Source organism: Corynebacterium efficiens YS-314 (genome assembly GCF_000011305.1).
GTDB classification, from domain to species: Bacteria; Actinomycetota; Actinomycetes; order Mycobacteriales; family Mycobacteriaceae; genus Corynebacterium; species Corynebacterium efficiens.
In genome coordinates this window covers 18,829-41,951 of the sequence record NC_004320.1, presented here as the reverse complement: position 1 = coordinate 41,951, position 23,123 = coordinate 18,829, and the positions used below count along the sequence as shown (strand labels likewise).

General features: G+C 60.5%; 21 protein-coding genes and 2 pseudogenes. 10 read left to right on the top strand and 13 right to left on the bottom strand.

The genetic code is table 11. The features are described 5' to 3' along the window. The first annotated feature begins 469 nt into the window (after nt 1-469). Nucleotides 470-1,216 (top strand): helix-turn-helix domain-containing protein, encoded by a 747-nt coding sequence (locus tag CE_RS15405; RefSeq protein ID WP_162096705.1) that lies wholly within the window; start codon nt 470-472, stop codon nt 1,214-1,216. Between the two features lie 1,061 nt (nt 1,217-2,277). Here CE_RS15405 and CE_RS15110 read toward each other — a convergent pair. Together CE_RS15110 and CE_RS15800 are read right to left on the bottom strand one after the other, a co-directional pair. Then, nucleotides 2,278-2,757: a hypothetical protein gene (locus CE_RS15110; protein WP_143758380.1), complete on the bottom strand. Its 480-nt coding sequence runs from the start codon at nt 2,755-2,757 to the stop codon at nt 2,278-2,280. Nucleotides 2,758-2,803: 46 nt separating this feature from the next. After that, nucleotides 2,804-3,109, bottom strand: coding sequence for a lactococcin 972 family bacteriocin (locus CE_RS15800; RefSeq protein ID WP_407921217.1), 306 nt, complete (start codon nt 3,107-3,109; stop codon nt 2,804-2,806). 511 nt (nt 3,110-3,620) lie between these two features. Here CE_RS15800 and CE_RS14615 point away from each other — a divergent pair. Both CE_RS14615 and CE_RS00235 read left to right on the top strand, forming a co-directional pair. Continuing rightward, nucleotides 3,621-4,323 (top strand): annotated as a pseudogene (locus CE_RS14615) (IS6 family transposase). 214 nt (nt 4,324-4,537) lie between these two features. Beyond that, entirely contained in the window at nt 4,538-5,665 is a 1,128-nt protein-coding gene (locus CE_RS00235; protein ID WP_006770493.1) for a recombinase family protein, read from the top strand. 167 nt (nt 5,666-5,832) lie between these two features. Here the strand turns inward: CE_RS00235 and CE_RS00230 are convergent, their stop codons facing one another. The 6 genes from CE_RS00230 to CE_RS00205 form a co-directional block, all read right to left on the bottom strand. Further along, nucleotides 5,833-6,543 carry an IS6-like element ISCef5 family transposase gene (locus CE_RS00230; RefSeq protein ID WP_006770492.1) on the bottom strand — a complete coding sequence of 237 codons (711 nt, stop codon included), beginning with the start codon at nt 6,541-6,543 and terminating at the stop codon, nt 5,833-5,835. A gap of 70 nt (nt 6,544-6,613) precedes the next feature. Beyond that, entirely contained in the window at nt 6,614-8,701 is a 2,088-nt protein-coding gene (locus tag CE_RS00225) for a heavy metal translocating P-type ATPase (RefSeq protein ID WP_006770491.1), read from the bottom strand. 123 nt (nt 8,702-8,824) lie between these two features. After that, nucleotides 8,825-9,865: an SURF1 family cytochrome oxidase biogenesis protein gene (locus CE_RS00220; RefSeq protein ID WP_006770490.1), complete on the bottom strand. Its 1,041-nt coding sequence runs from the start codon at nt 9,863-9,865 to the stop codon at nt 8,825-8,827. Between the two features lie 64 nt (nt 9,866-9,929). Next, nucleotides 9,930-11,903, bottom strand: coding sequence for a heavy metal translocating P-type ATPase (locus CE_RS00215; protein WP_173362553.1), 1,974 nt, complete (start codon nt 11,901-11,903; stop codon nt 9,930-9,932). Continuing rightward, nucleotides 11,900-12,265, bottom strand: a complete 366-nt coding sequence (locus CE_RS00210; RefSeq protein ID WP_006770488.1) for a Cd(II)/Pb(II)-sensing metalloregulatory transcriptional regulator CmtR — start codon at nt 12,263-12,265, stop codon at nt 11,900-11,902. Before CE_RS00210 ends, CE_RS00215 begins: the two co-directional genes overlap by 4 nt. A 173-nt stretch (nt 12,266-12,438) precedes the next feature. Then, the gene (locus CE_RS00205; protein ID WP_035110099.1) at nt 12,439-13,029 is read right to left on the bottom strand and encodes a copper resistance CopC family protein; all 591 of its coding nucleotides are present in this window, start codon (nt 13,027-13,029) and stop codon (nt 12,439-12,441) included. A 259-nt stretch (nt 13,030-13,288) separates the two neighbouring features. On the opposite strand from CE_RS00205, the gene CE_RS00200 reads away from it, so the two are divergent. The 5 genes from CE_RS00200 (at nt 13,289) to CE_RS00180 (ending at nt 18,500) form a co-directional block, all read left to right on the top strand. Further along, entirely contained in the window at nt 13,289-15,337 is a 2,049-nt protein-coding gene (locus CE_RS00200; protein ID WP_006770486.1) for a bifunctional copper resistance protein CopD/cytochrome c oxidase assembly protein, read from the top strand. Nucleotides 15,338-15,762: 425 nt separating this feature from the next. After that, nucleotides 15,763-16,548, top strand: a complete 786-nt coding sequence (locus tag CE_RS00195; protein WP_006770485.1) for a M23 family metallopeptidase — start codon at nt 15,763-15,765, stop codon at nt 16,546-16,548. A 144-nt stretch (nt 16,549-16,692) separates the two neighbouring features. Beyond that, the gene (locus CE_RS00190; RefSeq protein WP_006770484.1) at nt 16,693-17,025 is read left to right on the top strand and encodes an ArsR/SmtB family transcription factor; all 333 of its coding nucleotides are present in this window, start codon (nt 16,693-16,695) and stop codon (nt 17,023-17,025) included. Nucleotides 17,026-17,129: 104 nt separating this feature from the next. Continuing rightward, a complete protein-coding gene (locus tag CE_RS00185; RefSeq protein WP_011069227.1) occupies nt 17,130-17,837 on the top strand; it encodes a DsbA family protein in 708 nt (235 codons plus the stop codon). 9 nt (nt 17,838-17,846) lie between these two features. Then, nucleotides 17,847-18,500, top strand: coding sequence for a vitamin K epoxide reductase family protein (locus CE_RS00180; protein ID WP_006770482.1), 654 nt, complete (start codon nt 17,847-17,849; stop codon nt 18,498-18,500). Nucleotides 18,501-18,665: 165 nt separating this feature from the next. Here the strand turns inward: CE_RS00180 and CE_RS00175 are convergent, their stop codons facing one another. From CE_RS00175 to CE_RS15545, 3 genes are read right to left on the bottom strand one after another with little or no spacing between them, the layout of a single operon-like run. Next, entirely contained in the window at nt 18,666-18,923 is a 258-nt protein-coding gene (locus CE_RS00175) for a hypothetical protein (RefSeq protein WP_143758379.1), read from the bottom strand. Further along, nucleotides 18,920-19,231: a type II toxin-antitoxin system RelE family toxin gene (locus CE_RS15105; protein WP_143758378.1), complete on the bottom strand. Its 312-nt coding sequence runs from the start codon at nt 19,229-19,231 to the stop codon at nt 18,920-18,922. The genes CE_RS00175 and CE_RS15105 overlap by 4 nt, the downstream gene beginning before the upstream one ends. Nucleotides 19,232-19,240: 9 nt before the next feature. Continuing rightward, nucleotides 19,241-19,411 (bottom strand): hypothetical protein, encoded by a 171-nt coding sequence (locus tag CE_RS15545; RefSeq protein WP_006770480.1) that lies wholly within the window; start codon nt 19,409-19,411, stop codon nt 19,241-19,243. Between the two features lie 375 nt (nt 19,412-19,786). Between CE_RS15545 and CE_RS00170 the strand changes: the two genes are divergently transcribed. Beyond that, nucleotides 19,787-20,056, top strand: a complete 270-nt coding sequence (locus tag CE_RS00170) for a hypothetical protein (protein WP_143758377.1) — start codon at nt 19,787-19,789, stop codon at nt 20,054-20,056. Here the strand turns inward: CE_RS00170 and CE_RS00165 are convergent. Both CE_RS00165 and CE_RS00160 read right to left on the bottom strand, forming a co-directional pair. Further along, nucleotides 20,053-20,352, bottom strand: a complete 300-nt coding sequence (locus tag CE_RS00165; RefSeq protein WP_006770478.1) for a hypothetical protein — start codon at nt 20,350-20,352, stop codon at nt 20,053-20,055. The two genes, CE_RS00170 and CE_RS00165, sit on opposite strands and share 4 nt — an antisense overlap. A gap of 195 nt (nt 20,353-20,547) precedes the next feature. Further along, nucleotides 20,548-21,258 carry an IS6-like element IS1628 family transposase gene (locus CE_RS00160; RefSeq protein WP_011069225.1) on the bottom strand — a complete coding sequence of 237 codons (711 nt, stop codon included), beginning with the start codon at nt 21,256-21,258 and terminating at the stop codon, nt 20,548-20,550. Nucleotides 21,259-22,284: 1,026 nt separating this feature from the next. Between CE_RS00160 and CE_RS00155 the strand changes: the two are divergent. After that, nucleotides 22,285-23,117 (top strand): annotated as a pseudogene (locus CE_RS00155) (IS5 family transposase). Nucleotides 23,118-23,123: the final 6 nt, after the last annotated feature.

Sequence of the window (23,123 nt, the reverse complement as noted above, 5' to 3'; positions counted from 1 at the left end):
CTGACACGACAGTGGGGGGTGGCCCCTCTCAAGAAGGCGCGTGTCAATGCAGGGGCAACTAAAAATGCTGGACGCGGTTCAAAAGGGTGCTGGAAGGGAGATGTCTGAAGGCATTTACACAGTCCCCACTCCTGCATTTTCGCATGATTGCCATGCTGCTGCGCACAGGCCCTTGGCGCCCTATTACCTTCCCTGGATGGGACCATTTCCCTTAATTAGCGGGAGAATTACAGATGCTATGTTCCCGAAGCTCTCGATCACCAGATTGAGATCTTTAAGCATCTTCCTCCGCTTAGTTTCGTCGGCAAAGTTGTTTAATAGTTCCATTGCTATCCCTCCAGGGCTGGTTATGTGGGGCGTAGTGGAAAATCACTTCCGCCATGCCCCACTTTGCCACATGATTACAACAAACGCAACAAGTCAAACGATAACTTGTAACAGCCCCGTCCATCCATGTAGGGTAAGGGCTATGAGCAACGGAAAATGGCTGGAGGCTGAGCCAAAAGAAACTTGGCTCGTAGCCAATGATAATGAGCATGGTAAGAAGTGGTTTGGCCGGACGGTTCAGATCACCCGCCAAGATCGAGGGCTTTCCGTGGCCGAACTAGCCTCCCGGGTGGATTTAGCCGAGGGGACCATAAGGGCAATTGAGCGTGGCGGCCGAGCACCTTCGGAAGCATCAGGGCTCCGGATTTTAGCGAAGCTCTTCACCAGTGATCAATGGTCAAAAAATCACTTTGGCCCAAATCTTCATGCGGTGAAAGACCCAGAAACTAAAGCCCCTGTAATTGTTGAGTTTGGCGCAAAAGTTCGGGGGGATAATGGAAGTTGGTCAAGAGACCGTACGCCAGAAGACGACATGAGCGACAGGGATAATGAAATTCTGCGCAAGGTAGAGAAAAACCTGCTGGAAAACCCTGAAAAATTGCAGCGACTCAAGGGCGTCTTTAGCGGATTCAATGAATCAGTAAAGACGTATGTCGCTCATCTCAATGAGCCAATTAATGATGAGAACCTAGGAAAGGTAACCCGTCGGCTACCGGCAATAACAAATTTACAAGCGGATCATTTGGATAAATTATTGTGGCTCTGGGGACTGATCAACACCGGCAGGGCCAGTCGTGAGGTTATTGACGAAGTGCAAAGGGTCGACAAAATACTTGGATCCTTTTTCTCTGAGGATGAGCTTAAGGAGTTTTCGGAAGATGAGGACTAATAATGCCTTGTTAGGTAATGACCGAGTTCTGGAGTGCAAGTACTCAGAAATTGCCAGTCCACTACCGACAATCAATAGAAGTTAATGTGGATCTTGCTGATGATGGAGGCCTTGGAAAAGCCCTCTTTTTTTACCCGCGGCAGATTTCGTCTTCTATCCTTAGGTCCGACAAAGATAAATACTTCTCAGCATGTCTAGGGCCTGGGCGACAAGCACTTCAAACATCATTCAGCAACCCTACAAAACAGGGAAAACACATTCCACATCAGTGTCTTAATAGGGCATACCTACAGATCCACTAGGGAATGGGCCATGAGAAATGTTCGATGGCATTAGTTTGGGGTTGAATAAATGATTCTTGCGCAAAAGCTTCTGGCAACCTTCGGTGTTCTCGGACTCTTAGCGGCCTTTCACTGGGAGGCTCCACGGTATGTGATCTGGGCCCTCATGGTTGTTGTAGTGCTTTTAATTTTATGGCCACCTAAAAAGGCTAAGAAATAAGCAAGCGGAAAAATTTAGGTTAGTCAGGGTTTTATATGAGAGAACCTGCAGTGTGTTTGTTGTTTAACCTGGGGGTTGTTTCCCAACGGGTTGAATAGCTGCTTTAGCACCTTTCCTACCTCCGTGTCCACTTCCCGGGGGTCGGGCCCTGATTCGGCGGCACCTCACCTTTGCCCCATCAGCACCGATCTCCTGGACCACACTGTAAGCGTGCTCGTCAGCGTCGATGATTGCAGCATCCGTCACCCGCTAATCAGCGCGTTTCTCATCCTGTTTATAACTTTTACTAAAATTCAGTATAAGCATCACCATCTGCAGTACGAGGCCTACACCTATTAGAAGAAATCCGAGCACCTTACCCCATCCTGCAGGCCGGAGGGGCTAGGAAATACGGGTATGCCCGATGAACCTGACGGTTCATTGGGCATACGTTTAAAGCTGTAGTGCTAAGTACCGGCACCCGGTCAAGAGCTTCACAAACGTCATTTGAGCAATCATCGGAATGATGTTCCATAACGGCCTATGAATAGGCCTTCAGATCCTTGTATAACAGCATCCTTCTACACTTCGAGACGGATACGTTCTGCCACTGCCACTCCAAGCGCCCCTCCAAGAAATACAAAGGATAAGCAAATAACGCTGACGATGTTAAATTGTCCGGTTTCAGAAAAGAACCATGCTGTTGAACTTAGAGACACGAAAACGCATACCGCGATAAATGCCTGAACAGCACGCGCAAACTTCTGCTTATTCCAATGGGCTACAAGAAGAAATCCACAGTAAAGAATGAATAAGGAAAATGCTATCCCGATAGCTGCGATGCAAACCTCGTAAGGCACTCCCACACCATCCCTAGCAAAGGAACGCTCGAAGAAGGAGTGAAGAAGCGCGGTCGTTCCAGCAGTCATTCCCAGCGAAGTTAGCGAAGTAGCAATTGTGATGAACGTCCAAACTGCCTGTCGTAGGACTTTCTTCTTCGCTACCTTTTGGGTTCCGGCTCCGCTGATGTCTACTTTATACTCTTGTTCACTGCGCATCATCTTTTACACTCTCATCAAAAAGCATCTATTCTTACCAAAACGGCTGTCACCAATCGGACGTTGACCAAAACGCGTTGCAATACTTACCTTCTTCTAGCTCACTAAATGGAAGTCTGACGCTGGCTTTTGCGGTCCTGTTCGGCCCCTCGGTGACGCTGTTTGTCATTCCGTCCATCTCGACCGAGGCTGAGTGCATAAGAGTTGGATGATGATATTCGGAGTAGCAGACTTTTCCGAGCCTTATATCAATCCTAGATCCATAATTCCACGTTCCCCCTCCAACCCCTGGTGCGTTTGTCAAGGGTTGGATCAGGGCAGAGTTCCCTTTGTATTCTAGTGGGTATGAGACCATGCCAGAGGTGGGGGTTCCATTTTCGTCTCGAGTCAGCACAACTTCACTCACTTCAAGTTCTGACGATTCGCCATACACGCCAGCTGCGGCATTTGCTTCCGCCAACTCAGCTATTTCCTGAGACGCTAAGGGTGGACCCTGCGAAGCTTTTTCTCCTGGAGTTGCTGTAGCAACTCCAGGAGAAGAAGTGAATAACGCGACAGCAGCAACTGCCAGTAAAAGGCGCCGTTTAACTTTCATGGTGATCTAACCTGCTTTCGATAAAGAACTAGGAACGAGACCAGTGTCGCATAGGAAAAAATTATATAATTAGAATCGGAATGTGATATATAACTCATGGATGATTAAGGATCGCTCGGATAAAACCGTAATCCTCGGACTGGCCGAGTCTCCCGGCGATAGGCCGTTCAAGCTTCCCCAACCAGCCCGGGGACGGCGACCACCACGTTCACTAAAGGGTACTGTTGCAAAGTTGGGGCAGTAGGAAGAGCTGCGTGGAATAAACAGGGCCATGGGCATCTTCTCGGGTCGTCATTTCCCTCGCGAGGTCATTCTGTGGGCGGTGCGGTGGTACTGCCGCTACGGCGTGAGCTACCGCGACCTGGAAGAAATGATGACCGAACGCGGCGTGCCAGTCGATCACACCACTATTCTCACCGCTGGGTCCAGAAATACGCTCCCGAGCTGGATAAGCAAACCCGAAGGTCACGGCAGGTACCCGACTGGCAGGCCAGGTCCTGGCGGGTGGATAAGACCTATATCCGGGTCGGCGGGAAGTGGTGCTACCTCTATCGGGCGGTCACCGCCGGTGGGCACACCCTAGACTTCTATCTCTCCCCGAAGCGCAACGTCGCCGCAGCGAAGTGTTTCCTGGCCAAGACCCTAAGATCCAACGCGTCGGCCGGGTCCCCGCGGGTGATTAATACAGATAAGGCTCCCTCACTCGCCAAGGCAATCTCTTCAGTTGAAGGCGGAAGGCATCTGTCCATCGACGGTCGAGCATCGTCGGGTGAAATACCTCAACAATGTCATTGAAGGAGATCATGGCCGGCTGAAACAGATCCTGGGGCCGAAGGGGGCGTTCAAGAACAGGACGTTGAAGGGGATGGAGGCGATGCACTCGATTTGCGGAAAGGCCAGGGCACGATGTTTGACCTCACGGGCAACCGAACCCGGATGCGGTGATCGTTTGCCGGGTATTCGAGAATGCCTGAGGACGTCGGCTTTCAAGGACCACCAGAAGATGAAAGACGGAGTCTTCACGGCTCTCCGCCCGACTTTGCAACAGCACCCATTATGTCTCATTAGGGTATACCCTAATGAGACATAGTGCGGGTAGCGATATTCCCTGTCTCATTAAGTCCAAAACCCGCATTATGATACACTTCGCAATAGGATCTTTAATTCTATTGAGACATAAGGTGGGTCATGGTGAGGATCGGAACACTGCTCGACGAATGCGGTCGCCCCATAGATAAAGTCCAGATCATCCACCGGGGTAAAAACAACACCCGGATTAAACGCTCGACCGATTACGGTCGCTCCTGGGAGGCCACCGATCAGCAGGTCCCCACCGACACTGTCTTATTTGATGACGGCCAGCGTTTCGCCCAACACTCCCGGAATCCTCAGCACGCCACCTACATGGGTAGCTTTGGCGAACCAGGTGCCCGGCTGCGTATCCACCGCGTCTATAAACACATCACCAAAGCCAAGGTCTACCTCGGCGAGAAAACCTGGACCCCCATACAAGATATCCTCACCTCCTCCATCCTGTTCGACGGCGGAGCCAGTGCTGGCTGGATGATCCCTTCCTGGGTGGAAAAAGACACCACCGACCAGGGAAATAACGCCCCTGAGGTGGAAGAAGAAACGGCCACGAGCGTTAAGCCACAGCCTGGAGGGTCAACCGATAAGCACCTTGCGATGCAATCAGCAGCGGTGGCGGAGAGTTCCACACCTCTGCTCCCACCAGTGGCGTCCCCTCGTGGGCAGCGGTTTTCCTATATTAGGGTTTCCAGCACGGATCAAAATCTTGCCCGTCAACGCGACATGATCGGGGCAGTCGACAAAGAATTCGTCGATGAAGTCTCCGCTAAATCTAGAGCTGGTCGGCCAGGATTAGAACGCTGCATTGATTACCTGCGTGATCATGACGAACTCTATGTTGCCTCCATCGACCGGTTAGCCAGATCCCTGGTGGATTTACGCTCGATTATCGATCAGATCACCGCGAAAGGAGCGAGCGTGCATTTCATCAAGGAGAACCTCGTGTTCTCGAAAGACTCCACCGACCCCCGAGCCACCCTCATGCTCGGGATCCTGGGCTCATTCGCGGAGTTCGAACGCGCCATTATCCGCGAGCGCCAGGCAGAAGGGATCGCGCTGGCGAAAAAGGCCGGTAAGTACAAGGGGCGTAAACGCGTCTTAACCCCCGCTCAAGTAGAACAAGCCCAAGCTCGAGTGGAGGCAGGGGAATCCAAAACCACTCTTGCTAAAGACCTTGGCGTTAGTAGAGCCACCTTATATAGGGCGCTATCTGCTCCTGAGTTATAGGAATTATCCCTGCTACCCCAATAATCTCCATCTGCCTTCAACCTCTCCAATTACCAGGTCGGTAACTCACCCATTACTTCGAGTCTGAGGGTGCTGTTGCAAACTTCAGGCGGAGAGCCGTGACGACCCAGTCTTCATCCTCTGATGCTCGCTGCGGGTCGGCGTTCTCAGGCAGCCTCGAACACCCGGCTGACGATCACCGCATCCGGGTTCGGTTGCCCGTAGGCAAACATCGCGCCCTGCCCTTTCCGTAATGAGTGCATCGCTTCCATCCCTTTCAACGTCCGGTACGCCGAGGTCCGGTTTTTGAACGCCCCCTTCGGTCCGAGGATCCGTTTCAGCCGCCCATGATCTCCTTCAATGACGTTATTGAGGTATTTCACCTGCCGGTGTTCCACGGTCTGCGGGTAGATTCCCTCTGACTTCAACTCGGCGATTGCCCTGGCCAGGGAGGGTGCTTTATCGGTGTTGATCACCCGCGGGGACCCGGTTATCGTGTTCGACCTCAGGGTCTTGGCCAGGAAACGCTTCGCTGCGGCGACGTTACGCTTTGGGGACAGGTAAAAATCCAGGGTATGCCCGCCCGCGGTGATGGCCCGATAGAGGTAGCACCACTTTCCCCCGACCCGGATATAGGTCTCGTCCACCCGCCAGGACCGGGCCTGCCAATCCGGGACTTGTCGGTACCACCGGGTCTGCTTGTCCAGCTCAGGAGCATATTTCTGGACCCAGCGGTAGATGGTGCTGTGATCGACCGGTACGCCGCGTTCGGTCATCATTTCTTCCAGATCGCGGTAGCTGAGCCCGTAGCGGCAGTACCACCGGACCGCCCACAGGATGATTTCACGGGGGAAATGACGACCGGAGAAGATGCCCATGGCTGTGATTATTTCACGCAGGTCTTCCTGTCGCCCGAACTTTGCAACAGCACCCTGGCAGGGGGAAGCGTCAGTGCGTGGGCTTATCTTCGTGGTCGATGCCAGCGTGTTCCTTGCCCTTCTGGAAGTTGAGCAGGCGCAGCGCGTTTGCGACGACGATGAGAGTGGATCCCTCGTGGATAAGCACGACGGCGCCGATATTCAACCCGAGGAAGGTCGCGATGATGAGGACAACGACGACTGCGAGACTGGCGATGAGGTTTTGCCGGATGATCTGGCCAGTCGCCCGGCTCAGCCGGACAGCGAACGGGACGCGTCCGAGGTCGTCACTCATCAACGCGATGTCACAGGTCTCCAGCGCGACCGTCGACCCAGCGGCACCCATCGCAATGCCGACGTCGGCGCGGGCCATGGCGGGGGCATCGTTGACACCGTCGCCGACCATCGCGATCGGATGGTATGTCTTGGCCAGGCCCGTGATGTGGGTGACCTTATCCTCGGGGAGCAGCTCTCCGATCGCCGTGTCGACGCCGACTTCCCGGCCGACCGCGTCGGCCACCCGCTGGTTGTCGCCGGAGATCATGACCAGATGGCCCACCCCTGTGTCCCGGAGCATGCTGAGCACCTGGGCAGATTCGTTGCGGGAGGCATCCATCACTCCGACGACCCCAAGGAAGCGGTCACCACGACGGACCACCATCAACGTCTGCCCCGAGTCGCGGGCCTTCGTGTAGGCCTCGGCCAGCGAAGGAGGCAGCTTAAGCTGCTGCTCGTCGAACATGCGGAGGTTGCCCACTTCCACCCGTTCTCCGTCGATCGTCGCAGTGATGCCGCGTCCAGTGAGGGCAGAGAGATCGGTGGCCACCAACCGCTCGGTCTCCGGTACGCGGGGGGCAAGGTCGCGGACGATCGCGGCAGCGAGGGGGTGATCGCTGAGCGATTCGACAGCCACAAGTGTGGGGATCAGTTCCGCTTCGGACGTATCGTTGGCGGGGGCCAGTGAGGTCACTCGGGGCGCGCCCCACGTGAGGGTGCCGGTCTTGTCGAACGCTATCGCCTTTACTCGGCCCAGTGTCTCGAGCGGGGCACCGCCCTTGACGAGCACGCCGGCCCGGGCAGCGCGAGCCACACCCGCCAGGACCGCGGCTGGGGTGGCGATCGCGAGAGCACATGGACTCGCGGCGACGAGCACGGTCATGGCGAGGTAGAAAGCGTCGGAGAACGGTTGCGCGAACACGAACATCGACACCAACAAGGTGGCGATGACCCCGAGGATCACGGCGGGCACGTACCAGCGCTGGAACCGGTCGATGAACTGCTGGGTCGGGGACGCGGCCTGGTCGGCGGTGCGAACGAGCTCGACGACTTTGCTCAGCGTTGAGTCGGCGGCGGTCGCGGTGACCTCGATCTCGAGCACGCCGGACCCGTTCACGGTGCCGGCGAACACTCGATTGGCGGCGGGGAGGGTGTCAATCGTGTGCATCGTCCGCTGTGGGTCGGCCACCGGTTCCTTCTCCACGGGGATCGACTCGCCCGTGACCGCTGATTGATCAACGGCGGACATCCCGGAGATCACGAACCCGTCCGAGGGGATGTGGGAATTCGGGCGGATGACCACGATGTCTCCGACCACGAGTTCCTCCACGGGCACTTCCACGGGTTCGGTATCACCGCGGCGCACCAGGGCGTGGCGGGGGGCGAGTTCGGCGAGGGCCTCAATGGACTTGCTGGCGCGGCTGAGGGCGTACTCCTCGAGGGCGTGGCCGAGGCTGAACAAGAACAGCAGCACCGCTCCCTCCGCCCACCGGCCGATGAGGGCAGCGCCGACCGCGGCGACAAGCATGAGGAAGTCAACCTCGAACTTCCCCCGCAGCGTGGAGGAGATCGCGGTGCGGATGGTGAAGAACCCGCCGAAGAAGTAGGTGGCGAGAAAGAACGCCAACGGCCATCCGACCATCGGCAGCCCCAAGGCGAACTGCGCAATCATCCCACCGGCGTAAGTGACGCCGGCGGCGATCGAGAACCCCAACTCCCAGCGTGCGGAGCCGTGGGCATGATCGCCGGTAGGGGTGGTCGGCGCTGTCGGTGTCAGGGTTGTGGGGGATCCGTTCGGGGCATGGGGCTGGCCGGGGTCATGGCCGTGGTCGGGCGTGCTCATGCCTGTAGCCTAGCCGGGAAAACCCCTTATTGAAAGCTTATTAAAAATGCTTGATGGCATCCGGTCTGGTACGGCCCACGCAAGTGTGAGGCGGGTTGAACGGTGCTGCGGGGAAGGCCACGGTTAGAACCGCTCGCGCCGGCGGGTGGCGAACTTCCGGGAGTGATCCGGTCGACTGTCACCGTAGCGGTCGTGCAACATGCGTGAACGGGCACCGGAGGATGCGGACGTGGTGGTTCCGGTAGGGGCGGGGCCAGGGGTGTCGTTATCCGGATGAGTGGTGCGGAGGGTGCCCATCGTGCCGGAATCCGTGTCACCGTCCTGTGGGGCCCCGGTTTGCTGCGAGGATGTGGCGTCGACGGAAAGCTCGGCCTCCTCGCGGCGCACGCGGCGGCGTTCCTTCAGTTCCGCCCAGATGAAGTAGCCCAGGCCGAGCGGGGCCATGATGCCGAAGGCGATCCACTGGAAGGCATAGGACAGGTGCGATCCCCGGTCGAGCATGGGCACCGGGATGGCGTTGATCTCCCCGGCCTGTCCCTCGGCCAGCTGCACATAGTCCTGTGCGAGATTGGTGCCGGTCACCTCGGCGATCTGCTCGGTGTTGATGCCGTAGACCTGGCGGTAGCCCTGGTCCTCGATCGGCGGGGACATCGGTGTCTGCTCGGCAAATCGGGCGTGGCCGAGAATGGACTGCTCACCGGTCGGCGGGGTGTCCATCGGGGGGACACCGCCCTCGAACGGCGGTTGAAAACCACGGTTGACCAGGATCACCTCACCGGAGTTCAGCTGGAAGGGAGTCAGGGCGTGGAAGGCAGGGGAGGAGTCGACCGGACGGTTGCGCATCAAGACCTCATCCTCGGGCAGGTAGTGGCCCTCAAGGATGACCCGCGCCCATTCCTCCTCAGGCTCAATGCTGCCCTGGGCGTCGAAGACCTCCTCGGCGGGGACGGGCTCGACCTCGAAGGCGGCCTCGATCTGATCGTTGCGCTCGACGATGGCACCGTCCCTGCTCAGCTGCCACGGGGCCAGAAAGGTAAAGGAGAAATAGGAGAAAGCGATGATGGCGAGGACACCGAACACCCAGCCCGGCCGGAGGAATGTCCTCCAGCCCTTCTTCTGCGCGGCCCGCTCGTACCTGCGCTCACGTGTGCTGCTCACAGCCATAGATTCTACTGTTCCGTCCGGTGAGACAGTGCATCCTGTCGCAGGTTGCTGATGAGTGAAAGCACTAGTAGACCCGGGTCTTTCCGTGCGCATCCTCGTCGGCGGTGATCGTGGCCGTTTTTACGGGGTTCAGGTCGGGATGCCTGGTCCGCGCGGCTCGCAGGCCGTTGGCGATGACGATAACCTCGGCCACCTCGTGGACCAGCACGACGGCAGCCAGCCCCAGCACACCGGTGATCGCCAGCGGCAACAGGACGATGATGATCGCCAGGGACAGGATGATGTTCTGGTTGATGATCGCCCGTCCCCGGCGGGCATGGTGCAGGGCCCGGGGGATCAGGCGCAGGTCATCGCCGGTAAACGCCACGTCCGCGGACTCGATGGCGGCGTCCGAGCCCCTGGCACCCATGGCGATGCCGATGTCTGCCGAGGCCAGGGCGGGGGCGTCGTTGATGCCGTCGCCGATCATCGCCACCGGACCCCGCTCATGCAGGTCAGCCACGGCCCGGGCCTTGTCCTCCGGGCGCAGCTGCGCACGGACGTCCTGGATGCCGGCCTCGACGGCCAGGGCGGTGGCGGTGCGGGTGTTATCGCCGGTGAGCATGGTGATCCCGAAACCCTCAGCCGCCAGCGACTGGATGACTTCGGGGGCCTCGGGGCGGAGTTCATCGCGCACCCCCACCGCACCGACGGGCTGGCCGTCGCGGTGGACGATGACCACGGTCATGCCCTGTTCTTCCAGGGACTCCACCTCGGTGGCCAGAGGCCCAGGGGAAAGCCAGCGGGGGCTACCCACGGCAATCCGGGTTCCGGTGATGACTCCGGTAATGCCCTGGCCGGCGGCCTCCGAAACCTGCTGGGCCACCGGAGGGTGGAGTGCGGCGGCGGTGATCGCCGCGGCCAGCGGATGGGTGGAGTGAGCCTCCAGTGCCGCCGCCCAGTCGAGGACCTCGGCCCGGTTGACTCCCCCGGTGGTGAGCACCTCCGTGACGGTGGGTCGGTTGCGGGTCAGGGTGCCGGTCTTGTCCAGGGCCAGATGCCGGATGCCGCCGAGGCGTTCAAAGGCGGCGCCGGATTTGATGACCACACCGAATTTACTGGCCGCCCCGATTGCCGAGACCACCGTGACCGGCACCGAGATCGCCAACGCGCACGGGGAAGCGGCCACCAAGACGACCAGGGCACGCTCGATCCACACACCGGGATCACCGAGCAGGGAACCGATGGCGGCCACGAGGATGGCCAGGATGAGGACCCCGGGCACCAGGGGGCGGGCCAGACGGTCAGCGATCCGGGCCCGTCGGCCCTTGTCGTTCTGGGCCTGCTCCACCAGCTTGACGACGGTGGTCAGGGAGTTGTCCGTGCCGGCGGCGGTGGCCTTGACCTCGAGGGCGCCGGAGGTGTTGATGGATCCGGCCAGCACCGCATCGCCGGGCCCGACTTCGACGGGGATGGATTCACCCGTGATCGCCGAGACATCCAGGCTGCTGTGACCTGAGCGGACCACCCCGTCGGTGGCCAGGCGTTCCCCGGCGGCCAGGCGCAGAATGTCCCCGGGGACGAGGTCTTCGACCTGTACGGTGCGGGCACCCCCGTGAGCAGCGACGATCGTGGCGGTCGAGGGGATGAGTGTCAGCAGGGCGCGCAGGCCCGAACGGGCCTTGTCCATCGCCTTATCCTCCAGCGCCTCGGCGATGGAGTAGAGGAAGGCCAGGGCGGCGGCCTCCTCAATGAATCCCAGCAGGACCGCACCGGTGGCGCTGATGGTCATCAGTAACCCGATGCCCAGTCGGCGAGAGGTGAACAGCCCCTTGAGTGCCCCGGGAACGAACTGGGAAGCACCCAGCAGAAGGGAAACCCAGAACAAGGTGGTGGCCATCAGTCCGGCCCCCGGGATAAACCACTCGAGGATCAGGCCGAGGAGCAGGGTCAGTCCGGAAGCCACCGGGAGGAGGATGGCGCGGTCACGCCACCACGGGGTGTGCTCATCTTCTTCGGTCATCGGTGCGGACGGTTCACAACCACAGGCAGACGTCATGACTGCTGGCCTCCGTCCGTATCGCAGCAACCGGCGACCGGGCACTGCGGGTCCAGGCAGGCGGCGTCCTCATCGACGGCGAGGGTGGTCTCCAGCAGAGCGGTCAAGGCCTGAGCCAGGTGGTCATCAGCAATGTCATAGCGGGTGCGCCGCCCCTCTGGCTCGGCGACCACGATCCCGCAGTCCCGCAGGCACGTCAGGTGATTGGAGACGTTTGAGCGCGTCAACCCTAGTTCCCGGGCCAGTTGCGCCGGATAGTTCGGGGCATCGAGCAGGGACAACAGAATCCGGGACCGCGTGGGATCGGCCATGGCACGACCCAGGCGGTTCATCACATCGAGACGGGAAGCAATGGTCAGCATGCGCTGACCATACAGTGGTGAATGACTAATCTGCAAGCATCCCCTGGCGGGGTCGTCCTCGGGTACCTGGCCAGCATCAGGTGGGGGTCCTGAGACATATCCGGAGGCAGGAAGAGGGGCCCGTGGCATGGCACATCTGCACGGGAGGATGTACCGGGTGCCTCTTTCACTCTTTAACGCGCGTCACGACGTCGGACGACCAGGACACCGGCACCGGCACCGGCGATGGCCCCGAAGACGGCCAGTCCCACGAGGGTCGGGACTATCAGATCGCTCCATCCGGAGGTGTCTTCCTCGGCGGTGTTCTCGGCAGCGGGGGTCTCCTCCACCGGCTCGGCGTCGGCGCCCGTGGTGGTGGCGGTCGTTTGGGCGTCACCGGCGACGGTGAAGGTGGTCGCGCTGCGGGTGGCGTGGCCGTCGGAGGAGAGGATCTGGAAGCCGACGGTGTAGTCACCTGGCCCGCCGCTGACATCCGCAGGTAGATCAAGGGTCACCAGTCGGCCGTCGATGGTCGGCTCACCACTGAACAGGAGATCACCGGAGTCCTGGTCGGTGATGGCCACGGTGCTGAAACCCTCCTGGGGCAGCCCGGAGAACTCCAGCTCGATGCTGCGCGGAAATTCCTCGACCACTTCACCGTCCGCGGGAGTGCCGCCGATCACGGAGTCATGCGCGAGGGCAACCGGGGTGGCTACGACGGTCAGGGCCCCGACCGCCACAACAGTAGCCAGCACACGACGAGGGAGCATGGGGGAGATGATCACGAAAGTCCTCCTGGACTGGGCCGGTTCTTCAACCGGATGTGAGCGACTAAGGCACCTGCCTGCGGGAGGTACCAAGACACTGGTCGGAACGGGCGGGAGGAAAGTTCCCGACCACGCCGCCTTCACCGGGTGTTGTTCTTCCCAGGTTGGTGCACCCCTGCAGGGTGCGAACCGGAGGAAGAGACCGGTCCCTGGGCAATTTACAAGAACACCCGCAGGCCCCATTAGGGTGAACCTCACGCCCGCTTCCGAGCACACCATGAGAGCGGAGGCGGCATGGACAGCGAAATGGACACAGATGACCCACCCGGTAGACGACAACATCACCCCCACTGCCACGGATACGACCACAGGGACGACCCCCACCATCGGGAGCCGGCCTCAGGAGCGGGTACGCCCCACCTGGCCGTTGTACCTGCTCTTTTTCGCCGTCGCCGGTGCCATCGGCGGGACGGTGGCCTACAGCTTCCTCGGCGAATCCCTCGCGGCCCTGGGGATCCCCAACCCGGGCATCGCGACCACCTTCGGGTTGCCGTTTTTCCGTGCGGTCGGTTGGATGCTCGCTGCCCTGTCCGCCGGTTCTTTCCTGTTCGCTGCTTTCCTCATCTCCCCACGGTTGCCCGGCGGTGATCACGACCGCCTGCACCAGGCCTCGTTGAGTGTGGACGGGCACCTGGCCTCGCGTACCGGTGCGGTCGCGGCCATCTGCTTCGGACTGATCGCGTTGTTGATGATCCCGCTGGTGCTCTCAGATGTCTCCGGCACCCCCCTGGCCCAGACACTGGGCCTGGAGACCCTGACGGTGGCCGTCGAGCAGGTGGCCATGGCCCAGGTGTGGCTGATCGTCGCCCTTATTGCCCTGGTCACCGGACTTACAGGCATGATGAGCCGGGCGTGGATCACCCAACCACTGTTGCTCCTCGGGTCAATCCTCATGATCATCCCCCTGGGCCTGACAGGGCACTCCTCCTCGGGCGGTAACCACGACCACGGCACCAACTCCTACCTGTGGCACCTGGTCTTCTTAGTCCTGTGGGTCGGCGGACTCATGGCCCTGCTTGCCCACGGCCGCCGCCTGGGACCTGACCTGGATATCGCACTGCGCCGCTACTCGACGATCGCCCTAGGCTCCATCATCGTCATGGCCATTTCCGGGCTGGTCAACGCCGCCATCCGCATCGAACTGACCGACCTGCTGACCACCCGCTACGGGCTGATCATCGTCGCCAAGACGGCCGGGGTGATCATCCTCGGTGTCTTCGGGTGGATCCACCGGGCGTGGGTCATTCCGCAGGTGCAGGCCAACCCCGCTGATCGCCGCCTGTTCCGCCAGGTCGCCATCGTCGAGGTGCTTGTCATGGCGGCGGTCACCGGTATCGCCATCACCATGGGGCGCACCCCGCCGCCCCCACCGCGCATCCCGAACCTCTCGCAGATGGCCACCAAGCTCGGCTACGAGCTGTCCGAGAAGCCCACCATCCTCAACGTGTGGGGCATGTGGCGCTTTGACCTGCTGTTTGGTGCCCTCGCCCTGCTGCTGGCCGTCGGCTATCTCTCCGCTGTGTGGCGCACCCGCCAAGCAGGTCACACCTGGTCGAGTACCCCCACCGCCTGGTGGTTGGCCGGATGTGTGACCCTGCTGGTGACGATGAGCTCCGGGATCGGGCTGAATATGCCCGCGGTCTTCTCGGTGCACATGGTCGGCCACATCATCTTGTCGCTGGTCATCCCCATCTTCCTGGTGCTGGGTGCCCCGCTGACCCTGCTGATGACCGCCTTCGCCCCGGGGGCCCCAGGTAGGCCGAATATCCACGACTGGGTGCACGCCTTCACCCGCAGCCGGTTGGTGGGGGTGATCACCCATCCGGTGGTCAACACCCTGCAGTTCCTGGTGTTCTTCTACGTCATGTACCTGTTCATCCCGCTCTATGAGCTGCTGATCTCCAAGTACGCGGGGCAGCTGATCATGAACACCGTGCTCCTGGTCTCCGGTTGCTTCTACTTCTGGGGGATGCTCGGTCCCGACCTGATCCCGCGCCGTCGCCCAGCCACGGTCCGCCTGGGCTGGCTGGTCGCCTCCCTGCCCGTCCACCTGCTCTTCGGCCCCTACCTCCTCCAACTCGACACCATCTTGGGCGAGGAGTTCTACCGCTCGCTGCTCCTTCCCTGGGAGCTGGACCTGCTCGCCAATCAACGCACCGCCGTTCTGGCCTGGGCAGCAGGCATAGTCCCACTGGCCGTCGTCGTTCTTCTGCTCATCCGCCAGGTGCGGGGTAGGGGCGAAACCGCCAGGATTGCCGGGGGGTAGGCCACCCCCGACACCGTCGAGGGCTCGCTGGCCCACCACGACACCCAGGGAACCGGCACCCCCTCCCTGTCCCCGCCCACCAGGTGATACCGGTGGACGGTGGTCGGGAGCAGTCGGGAAGCCGGCGATGGCCGGAGTGTTGCCCAGGGCTACCCCGGCCCTGCCCGATTTCTATGGGGGTCCACTATGGGGGGGGAACAGCCCTCCGCCACGCGGTGGGCACCCCCAGCCCCCTGACAATCCCTGGTGAGTCGACTGTGACGAAGGTGGAAGAGTCGCCAAGCCCCCCTTCCGGCTGGACCTTTTGGGGAGGGAGACGCTAGTGTTACGTCCGTAAATAACGGAACGGTCACAATCGGGTCTCCAACGGGTACAGCGTTGGGATCGAGTGGAGCGGGCCAACGGACAACGATGGAAGAAGATTCATGCGACTGAAGGCTCAGCGACCAGCCGGAGGAAAACACCGCAAGATCACCACCTCGCAGACCAAGAGCCGCGTGGCCCTGGTGGCCGTGGCCGCCGGCGCGGTCTCCTCGGCCGGGATCGGTGGGGCCACCGCCGCCACGCTGCAGGGCGAGGCCCCGGTGTCCCCGGAGGTCGCCACCGTCGATGTGGAGCTGACCGCCGATGACACCGCACTGCCCTCGGGCGCGACGGAGGTGGCACCGCAGATCCTGACGATCTCGGAGTATAAGCCGGTAGCCAACCTCGACGAGCAACTGGACAAGGCGGTTGAGTACGCCGACGAACGTGCCGAGGCCGCCCGTGCCGAAGCAGAGCGCCTCGAGGCAGAACGCCTCGAGGCAGAACGCCTTGCCAACGCCTCATCCGTGGTCAAACCGACCGAAGGCACCTTCACCTCCGGTTTCGGCATGCGCTGGGGCAGCCTCCACGCCGGCCTGGACATCGCCAACGTCGTGGGTACCCCGATCCTCGCCGCCATGGGCGGTACCGTCATCGACTCCGGCCCGGCCTCCGGTTTCGGCCAGTGGATCCGCATCCAGCACGATGACGGCTCCATTGCCGTCTACGGCCACATGGAAACCCTTGACGTGAGCGTAGGTGAGCGCGTCACCGCCGGCCAGAAGATCGCCGGCATGGGTAACCGAGGGTTTTCCACCGGTTCCCACCTACATTTTGAGCTCTACCCGACCGGTAGCGGTGCCGTGGACCCGGCCCCCTGGTTCGCCGAGCACGGCATCACCTTCTAAACCCACCCCACCCGAGAGAAAACCCGGTCCTGGCTCTCAGGCCCGCGTCTGTGGTCCGGGCTCCGAACATGGTCCCGGTCATCTCGTAGTACCCCGCCGAGTGCATCGAGGACTAGTACAGGGGATTGTGTACTGTCTACGACTATGAGCACGGTGACCGTCACTCACACCTCGGCGTTGTCCCGGGTGGGCAATGCCCTCTCCGATGACACCCGGACCGAGATTTTATTGACCCTGCGTCACGGGCCCGCCCGACCGTCCGTGCTGGCCCGGCAGTTGGGTGTCTCCAAGCAGGTGATGTCGAATCAGTTGGCTTGCCTGCGCGGATGCGGGCTGGTGTCCGCCACCCCCCAGGGGCGCAACGTCTGGTATTCGCTGGCTGATCCCCGGCTGGGTCACGCCCTGAGCGAGTTGCTCGAGTTGGTGGTCACCATCGATCCGGACTGCTGCTCGCCGGACGGCTGCACCTGCACCTGACGGCCCTGCCCCGGGCCAAGAAAGCCTCCTCGGCGCCTGGCCGGGCACTGTTGGGGCACACCACCCTGATATTTTTGACCAGCACCACAGAGAACGGAACCCTCGTGAGCACTCCCACCAACCCCACCACCTCCACCCGGCCCTCCGGGAACTGGAGAAAAGCCCAGATCATTGTCTGGGCCTTGCTGGCCATCGTCGTCATCACCGGGATCGTAGCCTTCCTCATCGGCCGGGCGGACTCCACCTCCGCTCCCGCCCCGGAAACGGTGGTCAGTGATGCCGGCCAGGTAGTCCGGGACAACAGTCGGGTGCTGTCTCAGGCGCCGAACGAGAAGGCCGTGCTGGTGGAGTTTCTCGATTTCGAGTGCGAGGCCTGCCGGGCGGCGTACCCCTTCGTGGAGGAACTGCGGGAGGAGTATTCCGACACCGTCACCTTCGTCAACCGTTACTTCCCGTTGCAGGGTCACCGCAACTCCATGCCGGCCGCCGTGGCGGTGGAGGCCGCTGCCCAGCAGGGCCAATACGAAGCGATGTACCACCGGATGTTCGAGACCCAGTCCGAGTGGGGCGAGTCCGCCGAAGACAAGAGTGCGGTTTTCCGCGGTTTCGCCGAAGACCTGGGTCTGGACATGGCCGCCTATGACGCCGCCGTCGCCGATCCGGCCACCGAGGAACGGGTCCGACTCGATGTGGCCGACGGCACGGCCCTGGGTGTGGGCGGCACCCCGACCTTCTTCCTCGACGGCCAACTCCTGACCCCGGACTCTCTTGAGCAGTTCCGGGCCGAGGTCGACGCGGCTGCCGCCGACTAACCCGAATCCATGACGTACCCAGCCACCCCCGACGATGAAAATGAGGTTCTCGTGACCGAGCCGAACAACGACACCTCCCTGCCGGCCTTTGCCCACCATCGTCCTTTCGCCCTCATCCTGCTGGTCACCGGGATAATCGGATGGGTGGCCTCCGGAATCCTGGTGCTGGAGCGCCTGGCCCTCTACGAGGACGCCGAACACGTCACCACCTGTGACATCAACGCCCTGGTCTCCTGCGGAAAGGTGATGGGCACCTGGCAATCCGAACTGTTCGGCTTCCCTAATCCTTTGATCGGCATCGTTGCCTTCGCCGTGGTCATTACCACCGCGATGGCGATGCTGGCCGGGGCCCGCTTCGCCGACTGGTACTGGGGGGGTCTGCAGGCCGGGGTGAGCGTGGGCCTGTTGTTCATCATCTGGCTGTGGTACCAGGCCCTGTTCGTCATCCACATTCTGTGCCTGTACTGCATGGTGGTGTGGGCGATGATGATCCCGCTGTTTATCCTGCTCACGGTACGCAACCTCGCCCATGGTCTCTTCCCGGCGTCCGCTTCCGTGGTGCGGTTTTCCTCCCACTGGGCGGGCACCCTGATCGCCGTGGTCTACGTCGCCGTGGCCGCCTCGGTGTTTTTCAGCTTCTACTCCGATTTCACCAGCCTCTGACTCCGACGAGCTGTGGTTTCCTTTCCCACACCTCTACCGAAGGCCGGGTGGCCCAGGTCCCAGGAACTGGGCCACCCGTATCTGTATCAATGGATGGCTCGTGCAGCTGCCTTTGGGCAGCATCGACCAATCCCTACACCCGGACCTGGTTGTGGGTGTTTCGCTCTAGTCCTGGGGTTGTGTCCAGTGATGGATGAGGAGCTGCTGGGCTTCATCTTGGCTGAGTTCATTGATGACCTCAGGTGAAAGACGAAGATCATTTTCCAGGGCCTGGATAAGCCACGGTGGTAAGGGAGGAACCTGGGATGGCTGCAGGTGGGCATGAATCCCACCGTAGAGCCGGCCTATCTCCTCGATGACCTCGGCCAAGGCACGGGTGTGCGGGTGGTCCGCCTGTTGTAGTTGCTTCACCCAGTGGCTCATCTCGTCGTAGATTTTACTGTCGACCCGGGCTCCCACGGCCCAGACCTCCGCGATCTCCAGGACCGGCTGATGGGCATCATCGGTCGTTTCCCCCACGCGATCCGGTAATCACAATCACCGACCACGAGTTTCCGGAAACCGACAAGCGCTCCGAGCAGTGGCTCACCGGCATCGGTGGCACGTTCCAGCAGGAGCATCTTCTTGAAGACCTCCCGGACGATCTGGGGGTCTTTTCTCTTCAGCCGACGCAGATCTGCCACCGCATCGTCAGTCAGGCGTACACGGGCACGGGGTTCGGGAAGCGGCACGAGGTCAGATTAGAGGCAGGAGTCTTCGGCAGCGAGTTCTGCCTCGAGTTCCGCGCGGTCCAGGCCAAAAGCCTCCATCGCCTTATCCAGGTCGGTACGCGCCCCGGAGTCGGTGGCAAAACGAGCCATCACCAGCGCCGCGTCTCGCAGGAGTTCCCGCTCCTTGCGCAGTTGCGCCATCTCCTGGGCCGAAACGACCTCCGCGACAATACGCCCGTGGCGGGACAGGGCGATCTCCTCGCCGGCCCCCTCGGGTGGCCGCCGGTGAAGGTGACATTGCCCCGGGGCCTACCCAGATCGACGACGCAGCGGATGTTCTCTGATTGGGTGGCTGGCCACAGGTGCGCCTGGTCGACACACACGCAGAGGGGTTCGCCGCAGCCGTGTTCCCCAATGCCACCCTCACCCAACTGACCACCCTGATCGATCATCAGCACCACCTGGTGGGCAGAGACGGTACATCGTGGCCAGCTTGTCTGCCGGGTGAACCGGCCATAGCCATCAGGATGCGAAATGGGCCCGCACCAGATCCTGCACCGGTCATCGTCACCGCGGATGACCTGGGTTCATTGGTTGGAGCTTATCTTCGCGAAGCAGCTACGTACCGTGCCCAGAGTTACTCGGGTTGTGGTCGGTGATACTCGACTTGTGTACTACGAACCGCAGGACCAGACCCCCGCCAGTGGAGCGAAGGCGGAGTGGGTCCAGACCAGCTTGTTCCAGGGCGGATTCGAAGGCATCGGCCTCGATGAGGCGGTGCGGGGAGCCATCGACGGTGCTGTTGCAAAGTTGGGGCACGGTGGCGGTAGCCACCACGCCAGCTAGTTTTTACTGTTCTCGGCGATCTCGAGAAACATCCGGGCTACCCCACGGGGTACGCACATCAGTTTGGCGATCTCGGGTAGCTCCATCCCTGCGTCCTGGAAGACTTTCATATGCTGTGCTGCCTTAATAGAGATTTCTTCGAACTGATCTACTAGTTTCCACAGCTCTTCTTGGGCCTCGCTGCGGCGCTGTAATTGGCGGAATTGCTCTTCATATTCCTGGTGAATCCGGCGAGAAACCGCCTCCAGGTAGGACCGTGTCGCGTCATTAAGCCCATCACTGTTTTTAGCTGTCATAGGACCTGACCTCGATCCCGTTCCCGCCCAGAGGGGCGCTGAGCTGGGGGCCGGACACTCGTCGGTATCGATGCGTGGGGGTTGTTGAGCATGGTGGACAGATCCTTATCTGCCCCGGCGGTGCTGTTGCAACTTGGGGCGGGAGCCAAGAAAGCTCCGTTTTTATTGTGTGATCAACGCTATGTGCCTGTGTTGTCAGGCCGTCTCGAATACCCGGCTAACAATCACTGCATCCGGATTCGGGTGACCATAGGCAAACATCGTGCCCTGCCCCTTCCGCAATGAGTGCATCGCTTCCATCCCTTTCAACGTCCGGTAGGCAGACGTTTGGTTTTTGAATGCTCCTTTCGGCCCCAGGATCCGCTTTAACCGGCCATGATCGCCTTCAATGACGTTGTTGAGGTATTTCACCCGACGATGCTCGACCGTCGATGGACAGACGCCTTCCGCCTTCAGCTCAGAGATTGCCCTGGCGAGTGAGGGGGCCTTGTCGGTGCTGATCACCCGCGGATAGCCTGCCGATTTATTCGACCGCAGCGTCTTCGCCAGGAAACGCTTCGCTGCGGCGACGTTGCGTTTTGGTGAGAGGTAGAAGTCCAGGGTCTGGCCACCTGCGGTGATTGCCCGATAGAGGTAGCACCACTTTCCCCCGACCCGGATATAGGTCTCATCCACCCGCCAGGACCTGGCCTGCCAGTCAGGAACTTGCCGATACCACCGGGTCTTCTTATCCAGCTCGGGAGCGTATTTCTGGACCCAGCGGTAGATCGTGGTGTGATCGACCGGCACTCCCCGCTCGGTCATCATCTCTTCGAGGTCGCGGTAGCTCACGCCGTAGCGGCAGTACCACCGCACCGCCCACAGGATGATTTCACGAGGGAACTGCCGACCGGAGAAGATGCCCATGGACCTGATTATTCCACGCCGGTCTTCCTACTGCCCCAACTTTGCAACAGCACCCATTAATCCCCTCCCAAATATCCATGCCACTACGGAAATCATGGTCCAGCTCAGGGGACTTGACCAAACTAACGGCCTTGCCACCTAGGTTGCGCTGCACGCTAGCGAGTAGTTAGCGATCCGAGAATCCTATTCGTGAATATGCGAAATAACCCGCCCAAAACACCCCCATATTAGGGTGAAAATTAATTACATAGATGTGATTATTCAAGCGCTATATGTAGCCCCATCACTTTTTTCCCTCAAAAGAAACGCCAGCCCCTGGGATTTACGCGCAATAGGATTGTCCACTTGAGGCACAATATGTAGTGCTGCCCTTCTGGCTCTAACTACAACATGCAGTGTTTTCGATCTTATGAGCGATATATAATGAAAGCGTCGAAGTGCTCCAACACTTCGACGCTTTCCCAGCCAGGCTGGTTCCATACCAATTTAAAATCTATAGAGAATCAGTTTACAGGAAATTCCTGCGGCTGGGGGAAGGGAAAGAAACCATGGCTAATCGAGGCCGTAGCGTTTCCCGCAGTGCGATTTCAGGCAGGTTTGTCACTAAAGCACATGCCAAGCGCTCACCGAAGACGACGGTTAATGAACGTGTCGGCAAGGGGACGAGCAATAAGCGGCTGGTGACCCGGTCTGCAATTAGCGGCCGGTTTGTTACAGACCGGTGGGGCAAGGAAAATCCCGGAGGAACAATAAGGCAGCGTGTGTAACGTCGTCTTGAGGAAAACCCGTCATCACAATTGACCGTGAGGGCGGGTTTTCTTTTTATGCTTCTCGAGAAAATTTTATGAGTCCAATAGATGACACTATAGAAAATTATAGTGCCTCTAGGGATTTATTGACCCTGCTCTTAGAGATTGCGCGGATAGGAAGATACAGGGGGCCACGGTGGGGTGGTGAACAAGAGCAGGCACGAGGCCTGGTAGATACGGATTCGACCAAGAAAACGTACACCACTCAGGAGCACTCGTGCCTGCCCTTCCATCCTCTATCATCGACCCCCTCTGGTGCCAGTTCGCCGCGCTGATCCCACCCGTGACCGACACCCACCCACTTCGGTGCCACCGCCCACGCATCCCGGACCGGATCATCTTCGACAAGCTCATCCAGGTCCTCGTCCTCGGCGCCTCGTATGTCAAGATCGCCGACACGACATGCTCGGCCACCACCTTGCGCACCCGCCGGGATGAATGGATCACCGCTGGCATCTTCGAGCAGCTGGAACAGATCTGTTTGGAATTCTGCGACCGTATCGTCGGACTCGATCTGGAAAACTTAAGCGTGGACGGGTGCATCGTCAAAGCCCCCTGCGGTGGTGAAGCCGCCGGGCGATCCCCGGTTGACCGGGGCAAACAAGGCACGAAACGCTCCCTGCTGGTCGACGGCGCAGGTATCCCGCTTGGGTGCGTGGTCGCCGGTGCCAACCGGCATGACTCACCGTTGTTGCGCCCGACATTGGAGAAACTAGGCCGGTTCGGACTCGCCCTGCCCGATCAGATCACCGTGCATCTGGACGCCGGATACGACTCAAGCAAGACCCGCAGTCTGTTGACCGAACTTGGCTGCGAGTGGGTGATCAGCCAGAAAGGGGTCCCGTTGCAGGCCGGGGCCCGGTGGGTGGTGGAACGGACGAACTCGTGGCATAACCGCGGGTTCAAGAAACTGCAGGTGTGTACCGAACGTCGCATCCGGGTCATTGAAGCGTTCATTTCTTTAGCCAACGCCGTGATCGTTGTTCGCCGGCTGGTCCGGGGGCCTGGTGCACCTATCGCTGGGAGACTCGCCCGACCCAACAACCCTGACCTATC

Bases quoted from the DNA above. Each gene is read 5' to 3' on its own strand.
- CE_RS15545 (WP_006770480.1), bottom strand. From the start codon at position 19,411: ATGGCGCAACTGCGCAAGGAGCGGGAACTCCTGCGAGACGCGGCGCTG.
- CE_RS00200 (WP_006770486.1), top strand. From the start codon at position 13,289: ATGAGAGCGGAGGCGGCATGGACAGCGAAATGGACACAGATGACCCAC.
- CE_RS15800 (WP_407921217.1), bottom strand. From the start codon at position 3,109: ATGGTCTCATACCCACTAGAATACAAAGGGAACTCTGCCCTGATCCAA.
- CE_RS00180 (WP_006770482.1), top strand. From the start codon at position 17,847: ATGACGTACCCAGCCACCCCCGACGATGAAAATGAGGTTCTCGTGACC.
- CE_RS15405 (WP_162096705.1), top strand. From the start codon at position 470: ATGAGCAACGGAAAATGGCTGGAGGCTGAGCCAAAAGAAACTTGGCTC.
- CE_RS00235 (WP_006770493.1), top strand. From the start codon at position 4,538: ATGGTGAGGATCGGAACACTGCTCGACGAATGCGGTCGCCCCATAGAT.
- CE_RS00230 (WP_006770492.1), bottom strand. From the start codon at position 6,543: ATGGGCATCTTCTCCGGTCGTCATTTCCCCCGTGAAATCATCCTGTGG.
- CE_RS00195 (WP_006770485.1), top strand. From the start codon at position 15,763: ATGCGACTGAAGGCTCAGCGACCAGCCGGAGGAAAACACCGCAAGATC.
- CE_RS00225 (WP_006770491.1), bottom strand. From the start codon at position 8,701: ATGAGCACGCCCGACCACGGCCATGACCCCGGCCAGCCCCATGCCCCG.
- CE_RS00215 (WP_173362553.1), bottom strand. From the start codon at position 11,903: ATGACGTCTGCCTGTGGTTGTGAACCGTCCGCACCGATGACCGAAGAA.
- CE_RS00160 (WP_011069225.1), bottom strand. From the start codon at position 21,258: ATGGGCATCTTCTCCGGTCGGCAGTTCCCTCGTGAAATCATCCTGTGG.
- CE_RS00190 (WP_006770484.1), top strand. From the start codon at position 16,693: ATGAGCACGGTGACCGTCACTCACACCTCGGCGTTGTCCCGGGTGGGC.
- CE_RS00175 (WP_143758379.1), bottom strand. From the start codon at position 18,923: ATGAGCCACTGGGTGAAGCAACTACAACAGGCGGACCACCCGCACACC.
- CE_RS00165 (WP_006770478.1), bottom strand. From the start codon at position 20,352: ATGACAGCTAAAAACAGTGATGGGCTTAATGACGCGACACGGTCCTAC.
- CE_RS00170 (WP_143758377.1), top strand. From the start codon at position 19,787: ATGACCTGGGTTCATTGGTTGGAGCTTATCTTCGCGAAGCAGCTACGT.
- CE_RS00220 (WP_006770490.1), bottom strand. From the start codon at position 9,865: ATGGCTGTGAGCAGCACACGTGAGCGCAGGTACGAGCGGGCCGCGCAG.
- CE_RS00210 (WP_006770488.1), bottom strand. From the start codon at position 12,265: ATGCTGACCATTGCTTCCCGTCTCGATGTGATGAACCGCCTGGGTCGT.
- CE_RS15110 (WP_143758380.1), bottom strand. From the start codon at position 2,757: ATGATGCGCAGTGAACAAGAGTATAAAGTAGACATCAGCGGAGCCGGA.